The organism is Lysinibacillus sp. TE18511, assembly GCF_054062295.1.
This window is the reverse complement of record NZ_JBSSFD010000008.1, coordinates 1-19,712: the sequence shown is the minus strand read 5'-3', so window position 1 is coordinate 19,712 and position 19,712 is coordinate 1. Positions and strand designations below refer to the sequence as shown.

Sequence of the window (19,712 nt, the reverse complement as noted above, 5' to 3'; positions counted from 1 at the left end):
CTTCACTTTAACTTATGCATTTTCAACTTGCTTATAATAACTTAAGATATTATGTAAACGTTCGATTGCTAACTCAAAATCTGGCTGTATAACAGAAAGCTGTATAAAATTTCTTCGTCGTAAATATTGGCTATCTGCATGAACATATAACCCATTTAACTTTAAATCGCTCTGTAGATTTGCCAAAGCTTTAGGAAGTTGTAAAGTAATTAACATCGGATATTGTCTAGTTGAAACTTGATAGTGCATAAATGGTAGCTGCAGCAATGTATTAAAGCGTTGCTGTAGCTGTCCATATCTTTCTGGATATGCTTGTAATGCTGTTTCAACATTTGCTACAAGTACTGCTGGTAACGTAAATGGAATCGCACCTTGCTGGTAATTAGCTAAATCGAGATAAGCTGGTAATGTTGTTGAAGATTTAACAATGTTTTGCGAAAACACGAAAGCCAAGCCACTAAGCGCACCAATAGCTTTTCCACTTACCGCAGTTGCTAAGTAACAATCTTCTAAAGTAAATGGCATTGCTCCGAACGAACTAATGCAATCAACGCAAAGCTTTGTATCATAACGTTTAGTCAGCTGTAAAATCCCCTTTAAGTCGTTGCAAGTACCAGTCGACGTTTCTCCATGTACTACAAGAAGCCATTGATAAGATCCCTTTTGTAAATAAGACTCCAAAATATGTATAGCAAACGTACTGCCCCAATCTTGTTCAACCACGTCAAAATCCAATGCCCATCTCTCAGCTTGCTTCCGAAGACGTTCTCCAAATTCACCATTTATTAAAATAAGTCCACGTCCTAATTGTTGAGCCTTCAATTGGCCTAGCATCACCTCATTAGCCAATGTCCCAGTTCCTACAATCGTAGCTACATGTTCTGCCCCTGATAATTGAAGCAACTTATTTCTCATTTGCTCAAATAGCGATTGAAAGCCCAACGAACGATGAGAAAGCTCAGAATAATTAAATGGTTCGTTTTGTTTCACTGGCCCTGGATAAAATGTATGGCACTCCTTCGCGAGTCTTTGCTGCAAAGACTTTTCAAATTGCTGTCTTGTTAATACCATGGGTAAAAATAAAGCATCCTCTGTCCCTGTTGCAGGTGCAAATTGGGTAAAACCCATTTGCTTGTAAAGTTTCTCTTCACGAGTAGTCCCTGAGATTACGGCTGCCGAATAACCTTTTTCGTATGCAAAAGCAGTTAATGCCTGTGTCAATTTCAGTAGTACTCTTCCTGTTCGATATGCCTTCTTCACAGCAAGCAATCGAATTTCACATAGCTTAGTACTAATCTCCTTTGATAAATACTGCTCAACCTTTCCTATCTTTTCATCAATTGAAAACGGTCTCTGATCTCTAAAGGCAAGCATCCCTATAAGTTCTAATTCTTTATAAACAACGATATACGTATTTTCATGATGAAATCGGTCCATTTTTTTTCTAGTGGAATTAGGTTGATGCTGTGGAATTTCTTCGACAAAGGTTTCATAATTTAATCGTGCAATTTCCTCAAACTCCGCTTCCGTATGTGCAATTTTACACCAATACATATAATCACTTCCTTCTCCCTAAAGCTTCGTTAATATTCGACATATGCTTCCAAATCATAAAGATTATTGCTACTAGTATTGGTATGTATAACTGTAATTGGTCGGTATAAACAATCGCTCCAACATATAATACAAAGCCACCTAACATACTAAGTGTTAAACTTCTCGTTACACTAAGCGTAATAGCTGCCCCTACAACCATCATTAAAAATAAGCTTGGTGACAATGCCAGACCTACACCTATAAAAGTTGCTACCCCTTTTCCCCCTTTAAATTTAAGCCAAAATGGAAACAAATGACCAAGCATAACGAAACAAGCACCTAGAACTATTTCCCATTCTTCAAAATGCCATAAATGTCCTATACCAACAACAAGCACACCCTTTAAAGAATCCCCTAAAAAGGTCCATATAAATGCAGCTTTCCCAATAACACTGCCAGCATTTCGAGCTCCTAAGTTTCTACTCTTTTGTTCCTGTAAATTAACACCATACGCTTTTCCAACGAAATATGCCGTCATAAAGTTCCCAACGATATAACTAATTATCCAGTATAAACCAAGCATTCTTTCACACCTTTTTAATTAACTTCGATGAAATTTTGTCTCATTACCATTACATGGGTTAGATTTCCGATCCTACTGGGCACTTTTCTGTGGCATCCGATGAGTTGCGTATGCTCTTCAATCCGTCGCTTCGACCTCTTTCCGTCGCTTCGTCTCTTTCATCCGTCGCCATGACCCTTCTTTCCGTCGCTTCAGCTCTTTTATCCGTCGCTCTGGCTCTTCTTTCCGTCGCTTCGAGCTCTTTCCGTCGCCATGACCCTTCTTTCCGTCGCTCTGGCTCTTCTTTCCGTCGCTTCAACCTCTTTCCGTCGCTTGGGCTCTTTTATCCGTCGTCATGACCCTTCTTTCCGTCGCTCTGGCTCTCCTATCCGTCACCCTGGACCTTCTTTCCGTCGCTTCGACCACTTTCCGTCGCTTGGGCTCTTTTTTCCGTCGTCATGACCCTTCTTTCCGTCGCTCTGGCTCTTCTATCCGTCGTCATGATCCTTCTTTCCGTCGCTCTGGCTCTTCTATCCGTCGCTTCGAGCTCTTTCCGTCGCTTGGGCTCTTTCCGTCGCTTGGGCTCTTTTTTCCGTCGTCATGACCCTTCTTTCCGTCGCTCTGGCTCTTCAATCCGTCGCTTCGACCTCTTTCCGTCGCTTGGGCTCTTTTTTCCGTCGTCATGACCCTTCTTTCCGTCGCTTTCTCTCTTCTATCCAACGTCTTAAAAAAAGCTGTATAAGCTTACAGGCCTATACAGCTTCTATTGCTATTTTGCTCTTTTTGCAATTGTCTTTGCAATACAATCACCATGGAAACGGCCATTTTCAATAAAAATTTCATTGGCATTATTTCCAGCTGCAATAACTCCAGCAATGAATAATCCTTCCACATTTGTTTCCATCGTTTCTGCATTAAAGAAAGGACGACCCGTTTCATAATCAATTGAGACACCCATTGCTCGAATAAATGAATGATCTGGATGATAGCCTGTCATCGCAAAAACAAAATCATTTTTTAAAGTTTTTTTGCTACCATCAATTTCTACTACGACCTCATGCTCACGGATTTCCAGTATATTTGTATTGAAATACATTTGGGCTTCTCCATTTCGTACTACTCCTTCAAATTCTGGTAAAACCCATGGCTTGATGCTAGGTGAATACTCACTACCACGATAGGCAACCGTGACGCGAGCCCCAGCCTTATTCAACTCAAGCGCCGCATCCACTGCCGAATTTTTTCCACCTATTACAAGAACATCAGTATCAAAAAATTCATGCCCCTCTTTAAAGTAATGGAAGACTTTCGGCAATTTCTCACCTGGAATGTGTAAATAATTTGGATGGTCATAATAGCCTGTGGCGATTACAACATAAGGTGTTGTATAAACCTCTTTATTTGTCGTTACTGTAAACTCCGCTCCATTTTTTACAACGCTATTTACTTTCTCGAAGCGGTTTACTTGAATATCCTTCAAACGCACAACTTCTCGATAATAAACTAGTGCTTGATTTCGCTTAGGTTTACGTCCTTCAATGATAAAAGGCACATCACCAATAGCTAAACGTTCACTCGTGCTAAAAAAAGTTTGATGCGTAGGATAATTGTAAATCGCATTTACGATATTTCCTTTTTCAATTACAATCGGCTTTAATCCAATATTTTGCAAGGCTATTGCCGCCGCTAAACCACATGGACCTCCGCCAACAATAATTGCATCTGCTTGCTGCATTTCTTGACACTCCTATCAACTTTGTATCAGCGATTTGCTAATACTCGAATAAATCCTTATCGCTCCATTATACGCCTTCTATCGAGTTTTGGTTGTTTATTTACCCGAAATTTCAATGTCAATAATATGACATTGTGGCCTCGCACCAAGTCGGAAAGGTAACAATGTCGTACCATAACCGTTACTTACTAAAGTCATCACACCCTCACGCTCTCGATACGATCCATTTGGATGCACACCGTATGGGCCAATTCTAATTTGACCTCCGTGTAAATGCCCACCAATCATTAAATCTGCTCTAAATTTTGCACGAACTCTTGCGAAAACACCTGGGTTATGTGAAATAAAGACAACCAAGTCTTTCTCTCCTACCTTTGCAAATGCTTCATCAAAGCTATATTTCATTGTAGACGTATCTTCAATTGCACTTAGCCAAAAGCGGTTTTTTTTAGGCAGTAATACAGCATCGTTGGCTACGATCTGAACACCATGCTCCTGTAAAATACCTTGTAGCCGCTCCTCTCCTACTTCTCTGTCATTATTTCCCCATACAAAATAAGTCGGACCTAAAGGAGTCAATAATTTTAAATTGTCATGAATACGCTCAATAGGGGTGCGTCCATCCGCAAAATCTCCACCAATAATAACCGCATCAAATTGGCCATCTAACTGCTCAATCATCTGGTGATTAATTTTTCGTAAATGTGTATCCGAAATAAAAAACAATCTAATCTTTTCCCGCTCACCCTTTAATAGCAATTGATGATGTAAAACATTGTTCTCATGTGCCACCTTTAACATATAAAGCAGGAACGCGATGACTACTAAAACGAATAGTCCAATATAAATCATTCCTTAACATCTCCTTATGAAAGCAAAAAGACGATTCGTTATAATGAAGAATCGCCTTTTCACTAATTCAGACGTACGCCTCAACTTTATTTGTTGTTGACGTTTGTCCTTTATTTTATACTAGAAAAACATCATTGCCAAAGAATGACACCTGCTTTTCTTATGGTAGTTTAATAACTTGCCCAACCATTACATCATTTGAAGACATACCGTTTGCTGCACGGATTTTCGCTAGGGTTGCTTCACTTCCATCACCGTAGTGATTCAATGCAATACGATATAGATTATCATTTGCCTTTACAGTATGGGTACTTGCTTTTGCAGTTTGTTTCTCTTGTTCTGCTTTACGTGCTTCCTCGGCTTTGCGTGCTTGCTCAGCTTTTTTCGCTTCTTCTGCTTTCCTTGCCGCTTCAGCTTGTGCTATTCTAGCTTGCTCAGCTTTTTTAGCTTCTTCTGCTTTTCTAGCTTCTTCAGCTTTTCTAGCTTCTTCAGCCTTTTTAGCCTCTTCAGCTGCCTTTTTTTCAGCTGCTAATTTCTCAGCATCTTTCTTAGACTGATCTTTAGCTTTGTCTTCTTTTTCAGCTTTGTCTTTGTTTGCTTTATCGTCTTCTTTGTTTTTGTCAGCTACTTCAGCTTTATTTCCAGACTTATCAATTTCTACAATTGTATCCGTAGAATTTTTTTCAGCCTCTTCAATTGTTTCACCTGGTTCATAGAATTTCAAAAAATAGATTAATATTGATAATGGAATTAAGATAAAGATGACAAAAAGAATCGTCATTAATGGCGTTTTTCGTTTTGTCTTTTTCGGCTTATTATTATTGCCCCCATTTTTATTCATTCTTGAAACTCTAGATAAATCTTGCTGCTCTGTTTGCTCTTCTACAAAAGATTGACGATGCTCTTCGATTTTATCGCGATAATCTTCTTTACTCATTCGCCTTTCCTCCAACCTTACTACGCTTTCTATCATTCTATTATGACGAATTTTGCGCAAAAAGTAAATGACCGTCAGTTATAGTCTAAAAGCCCATTAAAAGTTGCTTTAATCGACTTTTCCATGGGATCATTTCTATTTTCTTCTCTTCCTTCAAGCGTGCTTTATTGATTTCATCATAATTGATTCCACAATTTTCACAACAGTTTTCCGGTTTTTTCAACAATTCTTGCCCAAAATACCCGACTAGCTGCTTGCGAATACAGTCTTTTGTCTGAGTAATTTTTTGCATTTCATTGACCGCACGGTATTTTTCCAATGCCAAATGATTTAGTCGTACTTTAACTTGTTCCATCGTTTCTTGTTGTAACCAATAATCAAGTACACGAAAAGCGGTCTCACTCAACTCTCCGTTTTTCAGCATTTGAGAGGGTTGTATTTGCTGATTTAGTAGTTCCTGATATCGATCGACATGACCAGATGTTGGCAAATCGCCTGTTACAACAAATTTTGCAAGTTCTACGTCATCATCACAATAAAGTAAAATTGCAAGCGCCGGGTGACCATCACGCCCCGCTCGACCAATCTCCTGCATATAATTTTCTACATTGGCAGGCATCGTTTCATGAATGACCTGACGAATATCCGACTTATTGATCCCCATCCCAAACGCATTTGTTGCCACAATCCAGTCGAGTTCCCCGTCAATAAATTGTTGCTGAATAAACTGGCGATCCTCAGCACCAAAGCCTGCATGATAAGCAGCCGCTCGTATACCTGCCTGGATTAGTACCTCACTATATTGTTCAGCACGCTTTCGCGAGGACATATATAAAATACCTGGTCCTGCTGTCTCTTTTATATGCTGTATAATCCAGTGTACTTTATCTTCCCTATCCTCAAATACAACACGGCCGAGATGAATATTAGATCGATCCACATTATATAAAAACTCAAAAGGTGAATCTAGCGACAATGTATCCCGTATATCATTGACTACTTTATTCGTCGCAGTCGCTGATAAAGCTAAAACAGGTGGACGATTTGCTTGTGAAAACCACTGCCCAATTCGTAAATAATCTGGTCGAAAATCAAAGCCCCACTGAGAAATACAGTGTGCCTCATCCACAACAATAAGACCTAACTGCATTTGTGAAAGCTTGTCCTGAACTTGTTGTTGCAATAGCATTTCTGGTGACGTAAAAATAAAACGAAACTGCTCTAAAAAATGTAATACATATCGTTTCTCACTTACGGTTAAAAATGAATTTAAAGCAACTACCCTCTTTTCACCAAAGCGTTTTAACTCCTCTACCTGATCCTGCATTAGCGAAAGCAGTGGAGAAACAATTAATACCGGCTTATGCAAGATATACCCTGGCAATTGATAACAAAGTGATTTACCCATTCCTGTCGGTAATAGAGCAATAACATCTTTTCCTTCTAGGATTGATTCAATAACCTCTTTTTGCCCTGGACGAAAAGCTGTATAACCAAATTGCTTTGCCAATATTTGTTCAAGTTCCATTTATACTTCTCCTTTCGCGAGGACAAGCTTTAACTGGAAATAACTCATACCTTCAACCACTTCATGCAATGTTTTTAATTTTTTTGTTTGATATTGTTTCGATGCCTGCCAAACTTTTTCCGCTTCCTTATAAGAGACGAATGGACCAATCGAAAAGTTTGGTTCATACATGGCTAATTCTACTAAATGATCCTCAATGGTACTTTGTTTTAGCTTTCTTATTTGCATAATCTGTTCAAGCGAATAGCCCTGCTCATATAAATACGCTGTTTGCTGAGCTGAATCGGTTAATAACGCCTTTACTCTTAGTTCCTCTGCTATGTTTCCAAGTAACGGATAATCAGTTGTTTGATGGACTTCATTTAAAAATACATGCAGCAATTCTATAAACGCTAATTGACAATCTAAAACTGCTTCCTTTCGTTCACTAGCAAGTTGCTGCCATGTCCATCCTGGTAAACCATAGCCACTCAATCGATAGAGGACAAGCTGTTTGTTGGCTTCAGATAAAGATAACTCAGAAAGCACGCTTTCGCATTCCTCCAGTAATTGCTGCTGTAAATGCCCATCTTGATAATTATGTTCAAGTAAAAATGTACGAACCCAAGACTGAATATTCGTATCCCTACTTATTGGAGAAAAGGAACGTATTCCAGCACTCTGATAGGATAAACTTTGTACAATTAATGACAATCTCGCAAAAAATATATGTTCATTTCCCCTATAGTGCCACCCATCAAATAAAAAATCAGGTGTTTGCTCCGCTCGCTGTAAACCTAGCTTTTTCATGGAATAGTGACCAGATTCTTGTATTATTAACCAACTATTCTGCGAAAATGAGGATACGGCTTCATCAAATGTCGCTCGCGGTAACTTAGGTAATAGCCCGAAATAATTATGTAGCTGAAATAACCCAATGTCTTGAATCGTCTGGCCTGAACGCTTTCCTCTCAATACATGATAGGCTGCAGAAATCGATCGTTCGTTATTGAGTTTTTGAAAGATTTGCAATAAAATTTGATGAAACATAGACGCAAATTCCTCCAATTTAATAGTATTTATGTTGAAATGTAAGATAAACATCTTTAAAATGAGTATGAAGCTTTGTAGGAACATGTAAAGGAGAGATAAAAAAAAATGGCTAAATTCACAATTGTTGATAAAGATACATGCATCGCTTGTGGCGCTTGCGGAGCCGCAGCCCCAGATATTTATGATTATGATGATGAAGGTATTGCCTTCGTTATTTTAGATGATAACATGGGAACTGCTGAAGTTCCAGAAGATCTATTAGAAGACATGCAAGATGCTTTCGAAGGCTGCCCAACTGACTCAATCAAAGTAGCAGATGAAACTTTTGATGGCGACTCATTAAAATTCGAATAGTTTATAACTCTATTCGTACCCTGAAGGCATCCTTAACTGGGTGCCTTCTTACTTAATTAGAATCTTCACGTTGAAACACAAAAGAAACGCAACACTTAAATTTAGTTGATTATATGGTTGATTTCCCTACTCAGAATATATATAAACTCTATTGGAGGAATGAATGATAATGTTTAATCAATTAGAAACAAATCATAGTTTATATGATATTGACGAAGTCCAGATGAATCAATTTAAAAATCTTGCAGCAAAATGGCAATCTATTTTCCCTAATTATCAATTTAAGTGTATGAATGCATTAGATTCTTGGGCTGTTATTTTAAATTGCTGGTTCTTTTTAAAATCACATCAAAAAGATAGTCTTTTTTTAAATTCTTCAAAGGCAATGCACTATTCAATTAACATTTTTTTAATAGAAGAGCTCAAAAAGATTCAAATTATTCATAAAATTATCGAGAGAAATGATGACGATTTATTCTACTTCGTCGCTTTCCAACTAGGCAATGATATTGACCTCTGGGCCTATAACATATTCGGTCAAAATGATGCTGCAGATCTTATTGAACAAATAATCCAGCAACCCTATTTTCTAGCGCATTTGAATGATGATCTTCTATCTAGTGACAAAACATTTCATAAAGTTCAAACAAGAGCCATCAAAATTATGGCACAGGCTATTCGTACGCAAAACTGCTTTATGATTGCAGTACACAGCGCGGTCTACAATGCCTTAGATATGTATGAGGTAGCACAAATTTAAATACATCTATTGGATTCGTCTCTAAGTAAGTGGAGATGAATTTTTTTTGTGCCTATCCTAGTAACGTCGGACACTCTTTTTTATCTTATTATTGCATCCATTATTTATGTATGATAAGATTTTAGTAGTTGGTACTAATAACAGATATTATTTCATAAAGGGGTTCTTATAAATGATGGATAATTTATTACAATTAAAAGATAAGAATATTGTTGTAATGGGTGTGGCAAACGACCGAAGTATTGCTTGGGGTATCGCAAAACGTTTATTTGACGTAGGTGCAAATGTCATTTTCACATATCGTCAAGAACGTTCATTAAAAAAATTACAAAAACAATTAGAAAATATCGGACAATCTGATTCACTAATCGTACAATGTGACGTCAATAGCGACGAAAGCACAAAAGCAGCCTTCAATGAAATCGGTACAAAAGTAGGCGTGATTCATGGTATTGTGCACTCTGTAGCATTTGCCAATGCTGAGGATTTACACAATCGCTTCTTAGATACAACTCGTGACGGCTATGCATTTGCACAAGATACTAGTGCATATTCTCTTATTTCAGCAGCGAAAGCCGCACATCCTTATATGACTGAAGGCGGTTCTATCGTGACAATGAGTTACTTAGGAGCAGAACGTGTGCTTGATGGCTACAACGTCATGGGCGTAGCGAAAGCTGCATTAGAGGCTTCTATGCGCTACCTTGCTGCAGATATTGGTAAAGATAATATTCGTGTCAATGCGATCTCAGCAGGAGCGATTCGCACACTTGCTGCAAAAGGAGTTCCTTCCTTTAACACAATTTTACACAAAATCGAGGAAACAGCTCCATTAAAACGTAATGTTCAACAAGACGAAGTAGCAGATATGACAATTGTGATGCTATCTCACCTATCTCGTGGTGTGACAGGTGAAACAATTTACATCGACGCTGGCTACAATATTATGGGTTAACTACAAAGAAGCATGGAAGATCATCATTGATCTCTCATGCTTCTTCGTCTTCATACTGATTGTCACATCCGTTATTTTAGTTTCTTTGGAGCTGGGTAATCAAAGCCCTTTGTATCCACTTCCACCTTTTTCATTTGCTGATCTTCTACTGGTTTATCTGAACCATCTCGTTCAGCAGCAACAATAGCATCTACTGTTTCCATCCCCTCGATTACTTTCCCAAAGGCAGCATATTGGCCATCAAGATGTGATGCTTCCTCTACCATAATGAAAAACTGGGATCCCGCAGAGTTCTGATCATTCGAACGGGCCATTGAGATGACACCGCGTTCATGCTTCAGATCATTTTTAAAACCATTTGAAGAAAACTCACCTTCAATCGAATAGTCTGGACCACCTGTACCATTACCTGAAGGATCTCCACCTTGAATCATAAAATCAGGGATAACCCGATGGAAAATAAGACCATCATAAAAACCTTCTTCCACTAAGGAAATAAAATTAGCAACCGTATTCGGCGCTGCAGAAGGCTCTAATTCAATAACGATTTTTTCTCCATTGTTCATCGTGATCGTCACTATTGGATTTTCCTTCACATTTGATGAATAATCCACTTTTTCTTCTGATTCCTTTTCCTTATTTCCCTCTGATTGCCCACTTTCTTTAGCTGCTCCACAGCCTGTCAAAACAAAGGCTACAGCTAGCAAAGCAAAGACAAATGAAAATCCTTTATAACGCGTGAACATATTCTTTCAACTCCTCTTTATAACCATTCTACTCATTATAAGACTATCAAACAGTTTACGACAAATCATTCTTCTTAATGCCCCGCTGTAATACGTTGTTTGGCAATAATACCCTTTAATAAAAATGACAGTAAGCATGCAACGACTAACAATACAGTAATCATCGCAATAACGCCTCCCCAGCCGTAATGCATCCAGAATATTCCCCCTATTGTTCCTCCAACACTTGAACCAAAATAATAGAAAAATAAATAGAGAGAAGATGCTTGTGCCTTATCATGAGTGGCTCGTTTACTCACCCAGCCACTAGCAATCGAGTGCGCCGCAAAGAAACCAAAAGTAAAGATTGTAATCCCTATAATTTTCAAACTAAGTAGCCCGATTAATGTAAGTATTGCCCCTGTTAACATGATAGCAATGGACAATAACAACATTTTTTGGCGGCCATATTGATCCGCTAGACTACCAAACCAAGCGGAGCTAAAAGTACCTACTAAGTAAATAACAAAAATCCAACCAACAATTGTGGCACTTAAATTATAAGGTGGTGCCATTAATTTAAAGCCAATGTAGTTATAAAGAGTCACAAAGCTTCCCATTAATACAAAGCCAATACCAAAAAGACATAGCATGGATGGGTCCTTTACATGTTGGATAAGTGATGTCGTCAATGCTTTTATTTGCAATGGACGTGCTGTAAAATGCTTAGAGTTAGGTAGCATCCAGATAAATAACACACTAATCAAAAGACTGATGACACCGAGGACAATCATCCCCACTTGCCACGTGTAAAGATCTGTTAGTGTCCCTATGATAACTCGTCCACTAAGCCCCCCAACCGAATTACCACTTATGTACAAGCCCATCGCTATACCTAAACTAGAAGGATGCATTTCCTCCCCTAAATAAGCCATTGCAATTGCTGGCAAGCCGGCAAAGACAACTCCCTGTATCACACGCAACACTAAAATCGTTTCAAAATTAGGAGAAAAGGCAAGTGCAAGTGTAAGAATAGATGCCGCAAAAATAGAAATCGTCATCAAAGATTTCCTACCCCATGCCTCTGATAAGGAGCCAACAATAATCATACTGATCGATAGCGCAAAGGTTGTCACAGAAAGCGATAAACTCGCAACGGCTGGTGAAACATGAAACTCCTTTGCAAATGTTGGTAGCAGCGGTTGTGTCACATATAAGTTTGCGAAAGTTATAAAGCCTGCTAAAAATAAAGCCCAATTAGCTTTATTAAAGGCCTTAGTCCCTCTTTGAATAGTATCCATTTCTCTCTCCTTACGTACAGGCAGTTTTACTTATTCTAATACAATTTTTTTAAACAAACGATAGGTTAAGAGCCAATACTTCGTTTTCCTTTCAAAGATTCTTCAAAGAATCAACACCTCACCTTATTCAATAACAGTTTTCTACAGTTTACTTAAATATTGGGCTCATCACCATAACGTGTGGTTGATTTCCGTTCCGACTGGGCGCTTTCCTGGGGGCGTCCGATGAGCCGCTTCACTCGCGTTGCTCGCTCCAGGGTCTCATTTGTGACGCTGATCCCCAAGGAGTCGCCCAGTCTCCACTCCAATCAACTTATATACAAGGCATACGTCTTAACAAATGTCACCCACAACTTTTGGTGATGAGCCAAATATTGTCACATTATTTTTAAGGAAATTTAAAATTAAATCTATTTTGAATTGGCAGTTATTATGATACAGTGAAAGTAATCATCTAGAAATCATTGGTAATACGAACTCCGATGACCATACTATTTTCGTTGCACAGACTTGGAGGAATTTCCATGAAGATTATCGAGGCATTAACTGAATGTCTACGGAGTTGCCATCAATGCTTTCTCATTTCCAATCCGTGAAAATGGTAAAGTCGTAGGTACCCTAGCATTTGGACTGCCAACGAATGAACAGGCACAGCTCGTTCAAGATTTCAGTGAAATTATTGAAGAGTTAACCGTTCTGAGTCGTGAAATGAAAGGCTTTATGCATAATTCCTTAAAATAATAACGAGGTGAAAAATATTGCAAATTACAATTGATCAGCAATTGTCTTTACGTATTGTAACATTAGAAGATGCCAAAACAGTTTTTGCATTAACAGATGCATCACGAGCCTATTTACGCGAATGGTTGCCGTGGCTAGATATTACAAGAGAAGTAGCTGACACAACGGCTTATATTGAAGGTTGTATAAAAGGACATGAAGCTAGAAGCAGCCTTTCTCTTGTCATCATTTTTCAAAACGAAATCGTTGGGATTGCGGGCTTCAATGTTATAAACTATAGCAATAAAATTGCTGCTATTGGCTATTGGCTCAGTGAAGGAGCTCAAGGACATGGTATTATGACGAGGACCGTACAGGCTTTATTGCACTATGCTTTTGAAGAGTTACAGCTCAATAAAGTCGAAATTCGTGCTGCTGAGGGCAACACAAAAAGCCGGGCCATCCCTGAACGACTAGGCTTTACAAAAGAAGGCACGATTCGTGAAGCAGAATGGCTTTACGATCATTTTGTTGACCATGCTGCATACGGCATACTCGCTAGTGAGTGGAAACAAATTAATGAGGACTTTTCTTGCTCTTAACCGATAAATAGCCACCTGATGACACTCATCAGGTGGCTATTGTTATTATTGTTCAACTGTTTCTTTAATCTCTTTTTGTGTTTTATCAGCTGTAACGGGTTCTTGCTTTTTTTCTAAGCCAGCCGCTATTTGCTCTAGCTCAGGGCGCAATGTATGCTTACCTGCATAGCTTTCAATTAGTTCTTTAACGTCAATGCCCGAAGTTTCCTTCAATGATTCTTGTAATGTTGACATTAAATTAGTTGCGTAAGCGGTTACTTTATTGGCACCGCCGCTTCCTTCTCCTCCACCAGTATCGACAACCGTAATCTTATCGATATTGCCAAGTGGACTCGCTAGCTCTTTCGCATATTCTGGCATCATACGTACAATCATATCAAGGACAGCTGCTTGACCATAGTATTCGAAGGCTTCTGCAATTTTTCGTTTCGCCTCTGCTTCCGCAAGACCACGAAGGCGAATAATATCTGCATCTGTTTCCCCTTTGGCACGATCAGCATCTGCTTTAGCAAGACCATCCAAACGAATTTTTTCCGCTTCAGCTTGTGCCAATGATTCAATACGATATTTCTCCGCATCTGCCTGCGCAAGTTCACGCATTTTGGCCGCTGCTGCATTTTGCTCGACAGCGTAACGATCAGCGTCAGCCTTTTTCTTAACTTCTGAATCGTATTGCTTCTCACGACGTAAAATCTCTTTTTCTTCTAACTCTATTTGCTTTTGACGTTCAATAATACGAATTTGCATTTCCTGTTCGGTTACTTCCTGCTTTGCACGAGCCGTTTCTAACTCATACGCTTGGTCTGCACGCGCTTTTGCGATGTCTTGTTCACGACGGAATTCAGCCACTTTTAACTGATTTTCTTTTTCCGCTTCTGCAATTTCTGTTGCACGTTCAAGCTCAGCCTTTTGTGCTTCCTTCGATGCTTCAGCACGCTTAATACGTGTTTCTTTTTCAGCGTCAGCAGTTGCGATATCTGCGTCACGTTTAACTTGTGCAATTCGTGGCTTACCAAGCGATTCTAAGTAGCCATTTTTATCGCGTACATCTTTAATCGTAAAGGAAACGATTGTCAGACCCATCTTCGCCAAATCTTGAGATGCAACACGTTGTACTTCTTGAGAGAATTTATCCCGATTTTTATAAATTTCTTCAACCGTCATTGAACCTAAGATCGAACGCAAATGACCTTCTAACACTTCACGCGCTTCATTTTCACGGTCTTCCTTTGGCTTTCCTAAAAACTGCTCTGCTGCCGTTGCAATTTCTGAAATAGAACCACCAACTTTTATGATAGCGGTTCCATCTGCCATCACTGGTACACCTTGTTCTGTATACACTTCAGGTGTTGTCACATCAAGCTTACTAGACAATAAGCTTAATGGCTGCGCTTGCTGAAAAATTGGGAATACGAATGTCCCGCCACCACGAATAATTTTTATGCGATTTCCTGACTCATCTTTATGTACATTTTTTGAGCCAAGATAGCTACCTGTCACAATAAGTGCCTCATCAGGACCCGCTGTTTTATACTTTGTCACATACAGTGCAACTAGTGCGATTAATATAAAAGCTACAATCCCTATAACAATTAAAATCTCCATTGGCATATAAGTATCTCTCCTTTATAAAAATTTCTTCTCATAGGGTCTTACAAAAAGTGTTCCTTCCTTTACTTCCACAATAAGTACTGTCGTATCATAATCGATAGCCTCATTGTCAAAGCCTGTTGCTCGCTTGGAAATCATCCCACTTGTCGTTTCAATCACAACTTCTCCAAAACCGTCACTTGGGATTGGGACGATTACCTTTCCAAGCTGACCCCCAAGTGATTCTTCCGTATAAGCTAAAGAAACATCGGCCGATCTTAGTGGGACAAGAACAAACAAATAAAATAGTGCACTTAAAATAGCTCCGATGATACTAGCAGCAATGATATTCCAAACGCTAGGGAATAAGGCTAACTTTTCTAAAATAAATCCTGCTGCTGACATCAACGTAATGAAAGATAGAATGACACTTGGATTAAAAATCGGCAGCCCTTCTCCAATGCCCTCGACAGCATCGCCAAAAAACATAAATAAGAGCGTTGCAAGGCCAGCGAAAATTAATACCACTAAAAAGATTTGCTCGAGTGAATAGCCAAATAGCGTCAAGTTGTTCACCCCTTTTCATTGTGTTACCTACTATACGATTGTACTCAATAGAAAGTTTCATAATTTTTCATATTTTAAAATTTTTGAATGGGTAGTTATCAATTATGCCTCGGCATCATTGCGTCCGGAATCGGCTTTGTGCTTAGGCCTGCAGATGTTTTTTGTGCGAAAGCGCAGCGGCAGCAACAGATGTTTTTTGTGCGAAAGCGCAGCGGCAGCAACAGATGTTTTTTGTGCGAAAGCGCAGCGGCAGCGGCAGATGTTTTTTGTGCGAAAGCGAAGCGGCAGCGGCAGATGTTTTTTGTGCGAAAGCGCAGCGGCAGCAACATGGTTTTGTCTGTGCGAAAGCGAAGCGAAGCGGCAACAACACGACGTTGGTCACTCAGGCGTTTTCACAGGATGTGAAGCTCTTAGCCTGAGTTCCTCTATTTCAGCGGATGTTTTTTGTACCGAAAGCGTAGCGACAGGTACAGATGTTTGGACACCCGCTAAAATAAGTTAAATTAGTAATTTTCATTCTCTTCAAACAGAACCATGTTACAATAAAATGAATACTGGCAACTAAGGAGATATTGCATGAAGCTTTCAACTATTTTAAACTTTTTTATTCTTGTATTTTTCACCTTACTTTTCGTCAATGATTTTTTCCCGCACACTACACTAGCTGAGATATTGTCTAAACAAATCATCCTTGTTATATTAATCGCTCTTGTCATCATACAAATCGCGTCAGATAAGGGAAAATATAAAAAGCTTTCTAAAAAAGCATATGTTGGCTTAACAGTATATACAGTCGGGCTTTGGATTGTTTTAACATTACTTGGCGGCGAATCGCAATTAGGTTTATCCTATAACAGTCCTTTTTTTTATTTGATCGTGTTGTTACTTGCGCTTGATTTACTACGTGTTTATCGTCAATCAAAGCGTGAACAGTCTGAGGAAAAAGCAAAGCAGGAATAAATACATAGAATTCCTTGTCACTTTATGTCATTCTATCCGTCACTTTGTTTCTACAGGCACAAAGTGACGCTTTCCTACACCCCCTATAAATTGTATCGAAACCCTAAATAGAACCGAAATTAAAAGCATGTCAACGATTGGAATTAATTCAAAGTTCTAATCAGTAGACATGCTTTCTATTGTTTCTAATAAATTTATTGTGGCTTGAATGCATGCACGATCTAAAAGCAATCTGTGATTTTTGTTTCATTTTAAACTACGCAAAATCAAACATAAAATTGAATTGTTTTGGGGCTAGATTAGACTAAAAAAACTAGGCAAGGTAGGATTTTTTTCTTTAACTATAGCAGTAGATTAGTTTAATAAAGGGATTGTATTTTATTAATGGGTGTTTTCTTTAGGATTGTTGTTATTCAACGAACGGTGCATGTTAGTAGAAGAAGGATTAAGGATTATGTAATTAACAGTACTTAGAAAAAGTTGTATATAGTAATTTTATATTTCATTTGATATCTTTTTTAGAATGATACCTTAAAGGATTGAGCAATATGAAACTAATTAAACGATTTATTTTAAACCGTCCTGCAGAAAAGCGACTTGCATATTTTTATGGAATGGTTGCTACGGATGAACAGGTTTGGTTGCTACGCGACAAAAATGACGATTTGTTGCTATTCGAAGACGAAGACGGCTTCCATTTTTACTACCTGTTTGGCCAACTCGAAGCTTTGCTGAAATGGTGGCTGCCAATTTTGATGAGTCATTCGAAGCGTTCAACATGCCACTTGCGAATTTTTTAGACGATTTAGTTGTTGATATTGAAAATGACGGTGGTGCCATATCGATTTTTCCAAACGAAAACGATACAATTATTCAAACTCGTGATGAAATAAAGGAAATGATTCGTGATTTATAATAAGCAGGATACTCCCCGTTAAACGGAGAACCCTATCATAAGCACGTTAAATTCTTTAGTAAAAATTGAATTTCTAATTGAACTGAGCAGTTTAATTCTTAAACCATTATGAGTAAAAACAATAAAGGGGAAACTACTATGACAAAGAAAAATAACGAGTTATCACCAGAACAACGTGAGGAACTACTCAAAACTTTGAAAGCACGTTTTGAAAAAAATATGAATCGCCATAAAGATCTTGAATGGGCTGAAGTACAAGCTAAACTCGAAGCTAATACTGAAAAACTATGGTCGCTCAATGAAATGGAAGGAACTGGCGGAGAACCGGATGTTGTTGGCCATGATCAAAAGACGGGCGAATACATTTTTTATGATTGTTCAGCGGAAAGTCCTAAAGGTCGCAGAAGTGTTTGTTACGACCGTGAAGCACTAGAATCAAGAAAAAAACACAAACCAGAAAATAACGCTATTGATATGGCAACTGCCATGGGCATTGAACTTTTAACGGAGGAACAATACCGTGAGCTGCAGAAACTTGAAAATTTCGATATGAAAACGTCGAGCTGGGTGCAAACACCTGCTAATATTAGAAAACTTGGTGGGGCTATCTTTTGTGATTATCGCTACGACACTGTCTTTGTGTACCACAATGGAGCAGATTCCTACTATGCTGCTAGGGGCTTCCGTGGCTCGCTAAGGGTCTAAATTTTGCATAGACAGATAAATTTGAATGTAGAACAGTTCATCTGGAGAAAGGCTTTCATTCCATATTTAATGTAAGGCTAAGAATACGTTAGTGAGGTATTCAAAATAATGATGAAAATAGTACCCCCTAAGCCTTTTTTCTATAAAGGTGGAGAGAAGGCCGTTTTATTGTTACATTCTATACAACCGTGCTATTGAAAGTGGGGCTAGCTCATAGCTAACCCCACTCAAACCGCATTATATAGGCATTAACAAAGCCTTTAAGATTCTAATACATTTAAAATAGCATCGAGTTCATTAACAGCAAGATCCAGACGTTCCTTTGCCTCGATATTTTGCTGTTTTAATTGACTAAACTCTAACAAATTTTTCTCATGCTTTAATTTGATAGAAGACAAACGCTCAATTCGTGATTCTACCTTTTCAATCGCTTGCTCACAAACTGCTGTCCATAGCTTTTCTGATTGCTGCATTTCTGTTGTTGATGGGTTGTGTTGACGTATAATTCGTGCATATACCGCTTCAATTTGTTCAATTAATTCTGAGTAAAAATGTCGCTCTACACGAGTTGTTTGGAATGTTGGATGCTCTACCTCTTTTGCATATGGGGTAATTTGGCGTAGTAGCTTCCCAGCATTTTCACCGAAACCATGCGATAAATTCAGTACATTCATTAACTGTAATAGTAAACGAATTTCTTCTAGATTAATAAGCTGCGAATCAATGTTTTCCTTTAGCTTCAAGGACTCCAAAAAGCGTCGATCAAAGTGCTCAATTTCACCATTGCGTTGCTCTACTAAATGTTCACTTGCATTGTCTTTTAAGCTTTTAATATAGCGAATTGCGTGGTTTTTTAGCTCTTCTGTTGACAGCAAGTTGTCATTGTCTTGTTGTGGCTTTCCTCGTTGAACATACGCAAATGCATCCATTTTTTTGGGCCATTGTGCTGCTGAGGTTTCTTCTGAGACATTATAGCGTATATAAATTCCGTGCATTCCATATCCTCCAAGTCCATTAAACAAGTATCTCTAAAGACAATAAATCGAATACGCTATTTTTTCAAGTAAAAAACTTTTAAAGATTGAAAATCCTTCTTTTGAACAATAATTCAAAAATTCCGAATAGTCGATACTAATCAGAATTACTCCATTTATTATCATAGAAATTTTACCATTTTACACTATGACAAGCTATGTTTGTACCCTGTTTCGAAATATATTCCATGACTAAATCTATTCCCAATAAAAGGTATCGCTAACAATATTCCGGTTCATCACCAAAACGTGTGGTTGATTTCCGTTCCGACTGGGCGCTTTGTTGCTGTCGCTTCGCTTTCGCACAGATAAAACATTTGCCGCTGACGCTTCGCTTTCGC

At 38.6% G+C, this 19,712-nt stretch carries 24 protein-coding genes; 11 read left to right on the top strand and 13 right to left on the bottom strand.

Translation table 11 applies throughout. The features are described from left to right. Nucleotides 1-12: 12 nt before the first annotated feature. Entirely contained in the window at nt 13-1,554 is a 1,542-nt protein-coding gene (locus ACVWXS_RS08065) for an aminotransferase class V-fold PLP-dependent enzyme (RefSeq protein WP_456957472.1), read from the bottom strand. 4 nt (nt 1,555-1,558) lie between these two features. After that, nucleotides 1,559-2,119: a glycerol-3-phosphate acyltransferase gene (locus ACVWXS_RS08060; protein ID WP_456957470.1), complete on the bottom strand. Its 561-nt coding sequence runs from the start codon at nt 2,117-2,119 to the stop codon at nt 1,559-1,561. Nucleotides 2,120-2,208: 89 nt separating this feature from the next. Between ACVWXS_RS08060 and ACVWXS_RS08055 the strand changes: the two genes are divergently transcribed. Genes ACVWXS_RS08055 through ACVWXS_RS08045 form a run of 3 tightly spaced genes read left to right on the top strand, consistent with a single transcriptional unit; the run spans nt 2,209 to nt 2,932 of the window. Next, nucleotides 2,209-2,457 (top strand): hypothetical protein, encoded by a 249-nt coding sequence (locus ACVWXS_RS08055; RefSeq protein ID WP_456957468.1) that lies wholly within the window; start codon nt 2,209-2,211, stop codon nt 2,455-2,457. Continuing rightward, complete coding sequence (locus ACVWXS_RS08050; RefSeq protein ID WP_456957466.1) at nt 2,454-2,702, top strand: hypothetical protein; 249 nt, start codon at nt 2,454-2,456, stop codon at nt 2,700-2,702. The genes ACVWXS_RS08055 and ACVWXS_RS08050 overlap by 4 nt, the downstream gene beginning before the upstream one ends. Continuing rightward, complete coding sequence (locus ACVWXS_RS08045) at nt 2,699-2,932, top strand: hypothetical protein (protein WP_456957464.1); 234 nt, start codon at nt 2,699-2,701, stop codon at nt 2,930-2,932. Before ACVWXS_RS08050 ends, ACVWXS_RS08045 begins: the two co-directional genes overlap by 4 nt. On the opposite strand, the gene ACVWXS_RS08040 is transcribed toward ACVWXS_RS08045, so the two are convergent. From ACVWXS_RS08040 to ACVWXS_RS08020, 5 genes are all read right to left on the bottom strand, one after another. Next, complete coding sequence (locus ACVWXS_RS08040) at nt 2,868-3,833, bottom strand: YpdA family putative bacillithiol disulfide reductase (protein ID WP_456957462.1); 966 nt, start codon at nt 3,831-3,833, stop codon at nt 2,868-2,870. The genes ACVWXS_RS08045 and ACVWXS_RS08040 overlap by 65 nt on opposite strands. Before the next feature lie 96 nt (nt 3,834-3,929). Beyond that, the gene (locus ACVWXS_RS08035; protein WP_368637990.1) at nt 3,930-4,685 is read right to left on the bottom strand and encodes a metallophosphoesterase; all 756 of its coding nucleotides are present in this window, start codon (nt 4,683-4,685) and stop codon (nt 3,930-3,932) included. Between the two features lie 160 nt (nt 4,686-4,845). After that, entirely contained in the window at nt 4,846-5,622 is a 777-nt protein-coding gene (locus ACVWXS_RS08030; protein WP_456957460.1) for a LysM peptidoglycan-binding domain-containing protein, read from the bottom strand. A gap of 85 nt (nt 5,623-5,707) precedes the next feature. Then, nucleotides 5,708-7,150, bottom strand: coding sequence for a RecQ family ATP-dependent DNA helicase (locus ACVWXS_RS08025; RefSeq protein WP_456957458.1), 1,443 nt, complete (start codon nt 7,148-7,150; stop codon nt 5,708-5,710). Further along, entirely contained in the window at nt 7,151-8,179 is a 1,029-nt protein-coding gene (locus ACVWXS_RS08020; protein ID WP_456957456.1) for a helix-turn-helix domain-containing protein, read from the bottom strand. A gap of 108 nt (nt 8,180-8,287) precedes the next feature. Here ACVWXS_RS08020 and ACVWXS_RS08015 point away from each other — a divergent pair, with 108 nt between their 5' ends. The 3 genes from ACVWXS_RS08015 (at nt 8,288) to ACVWXS_RS08005 (ending at nt 10,251) form a co-directional block, all read left to right on the top strand. Beyond that, nucleotides 8,288-8,536, top strand: coding sequence for a ferredoxin (locus ACVWXS_RS08015; RefSeq protein ID WP_053482601.1), 249 nt, complete (start codon nt 8,288-8,290; stop codon nt 8,534-8,536). Nucleotides 8,537-8,705: 169 nt separating this feature from the next. Next, complete coding sequence (locus ACVWXS_RS08010) at nt 8,706-9,296, top strand: hypothetical protein (RefSeq protein ID WP_374963036.1); 591 nt, start codon at nt 8,706-8,708, stop codon at nt 9,294-9,296. A 172-nt stretch (nt 9,297-9,468) separates the two neighbouring features. Continuing rightward, nucleotides 9,469-10,251 (top strand): enoyl-ACP reductase FabI, encoded by a 783-nt coding sequence (locus tag ACVWXS_RS08005; protein WP_223553174.1) that lies wholly within the window; start codon nt 9,469-9,471, stop codon nt 10,249-10,251. 71 nt (nt 10,252-10,322) lie between these two features. Here the strand turns inward: ACVWXS_RS08005 and ACVWXS_RS08000 are convergent, their stop codons facing one another. The 3 genes from ACVWXS_RS08000 to ACVWXS_RS07990 all read right to left on the bottom strand — a co-directional run bounded on the left by ACVWXS_RS08000 (nt 10,323) and on the right by ACVWXS_RS07990 (nt 12,585). Beyond that, entirely contained in the window at nt 10,323-10,997 is a 675-nt protein-coding gene (locus ACVWXS_RS08000) for a peptidylprolyl isomerase (RefSeq protein ID WP_456957452.1), read from the bottom strand. Between the two features lie 74 nt (nt 10,998-11,071). Beyond that, the gene (locus ACVWXS_RS07995) at nt 11,072-12,277 is read right to left on the bottom strand and encodes an MFS transporter (RefSeq protein WP_456957450.1); all 1,206 of its coding nucleotides are present in this window, start codon (nt 12,275-12,277) and stop codon (nt 11,072-11,074) included. A 152-nt stretch (nt 12,278-12,429) separates the two neighbouring features. After that, on the bottom strand, nt 12,430-12,585 hold the full coding sequence (locus ACVWXS_RS07990) for a hypothetical protein (RefSeq protein WP_456957448.1): 156 nt from the start codon (nt 12,583-12,585) through the stop codon (nt 12,430-12,432). A gap of 450 nt (nt 12,586-13,035) precedes the next feature. Here ACVWXS_RS07990 and ACVWXS_RS07985 point away from each other — a divergent pair, with 450 nt between their 5' ends. Beyond that, nucleotides 13,036-13,599, top strand: a complete 564-nt coding sequence (locus ACVWXS_RS07985) for a GNAT family N-acetyltransferase (protein WP_456957446.1) — start codon at nt 13,036-13,038, stop codon at nt 13,597-13,599. Between the two features lie 45 nt (nt 13,600-13,644). Here ACVWXS_RS07985 and ACVWXS_RS07980 read toward each other — a convergent pair whose 3' ends face one another. Both ACVWXS_RS07980 and ACVWXS_RS07975 read right to left on the bottom strand, forming a co-directional pair. Further along, complete coding sequence (locus tag ACVWXS_RS07980) at nt 13,645-15,210, bottom strand: SPFH domain-containing protein (RefSeq protein WP_456957444.1); 1,566 nt, start codon at nt 15,208-15,210, stop codon at nt 13,645-13,647. A gap of 15 nt (nt 15,211-15,225) precedes the next feature. After that, nucleotides 15,226-15,756, bottom strand: coding sequence for a hypothetical protein (locus tag ACVWXS_RS07975; RefSeq protein WP_456957442.1), 531 nt, complete (start codon nt 15,754-15,756; stop codon nt 15,226-15,228). A gap of 196 nt (nt 15,757-15,952) precedes the next feature. Between ACVWXS_RS07975 and ACVWXS_RS07970 the strand changes: the two genes are divergently transcribed. From ACVWXS_RS07970 to ACVWXS_RS07955, 4 genes are all read left to right on the top strand, one after another. Continuing rightward, nucleotides 15,953-16,258, top strand: coding sequence for a hypothetical protein (locus ACVWXS_RS07970; protein WP_456957440.1), 306 nt, complete (start codon nt 15,953-15,955; stop codon nt 16,256-16,258). A 74-nt stretch (nt 16,259-16,332) separates the two neighbouring features. Beyond that, nucleotides 16,333-16,716 (top strand): hypothetical protein, encoded by a 384-nt coding sequence (locus ACVWXS_RS07965; RefSeq protein WP_374963049.1) that lies wholly within the window; start codon nt 16,333-16,335, stop codon nt 16,714-16,716. 673 nt (nt 16,717-17,389) lie between these two features. Further along, nucleotides 17,390-17,632 (top strand): DUF2750 domain-containing protein, encoded by a 243-nt coding sequence (locus ACVWXS_RS07960; protein ID WP_456957659.1) that lies wholly within the window; start codon nt 17,390-17,392, stop codon nt 17,630-17,632. A gap of 138 nt (nt 17,633-17,770) precedes the next feature. Next, nucleotides 17,771-18,337 (top strand): DUF4256 domain-containing protein, encoded by a 567-nt coding sequence (locus ACVWXS_RS07955; protein ID WP_374963053.1) that lies wholly within the window; start codon nt 17,771-17,773, stop codon nt 18,335-18,337. A gap of 260 nt (nt 18,338-18,597) precedes the next feature. Here ACVWXS_RS07955 and ACVWXS_RS07950 read toward each other — a convergent pair whose 3' ends face one another. Beyond that, nucleotides 18,598-19,332, bottom strand: a complete 735-nt coding sequence (locus ACVWXS_RS07950) for a hypothetical protein (RefSeq protein ID WP_423472274.1) — start codon at nt 19,330-19,332, stop codon at nt 18,598-18,600. Nucleotides 19,333-19,712: the final 380 nt, after the last annotated feature.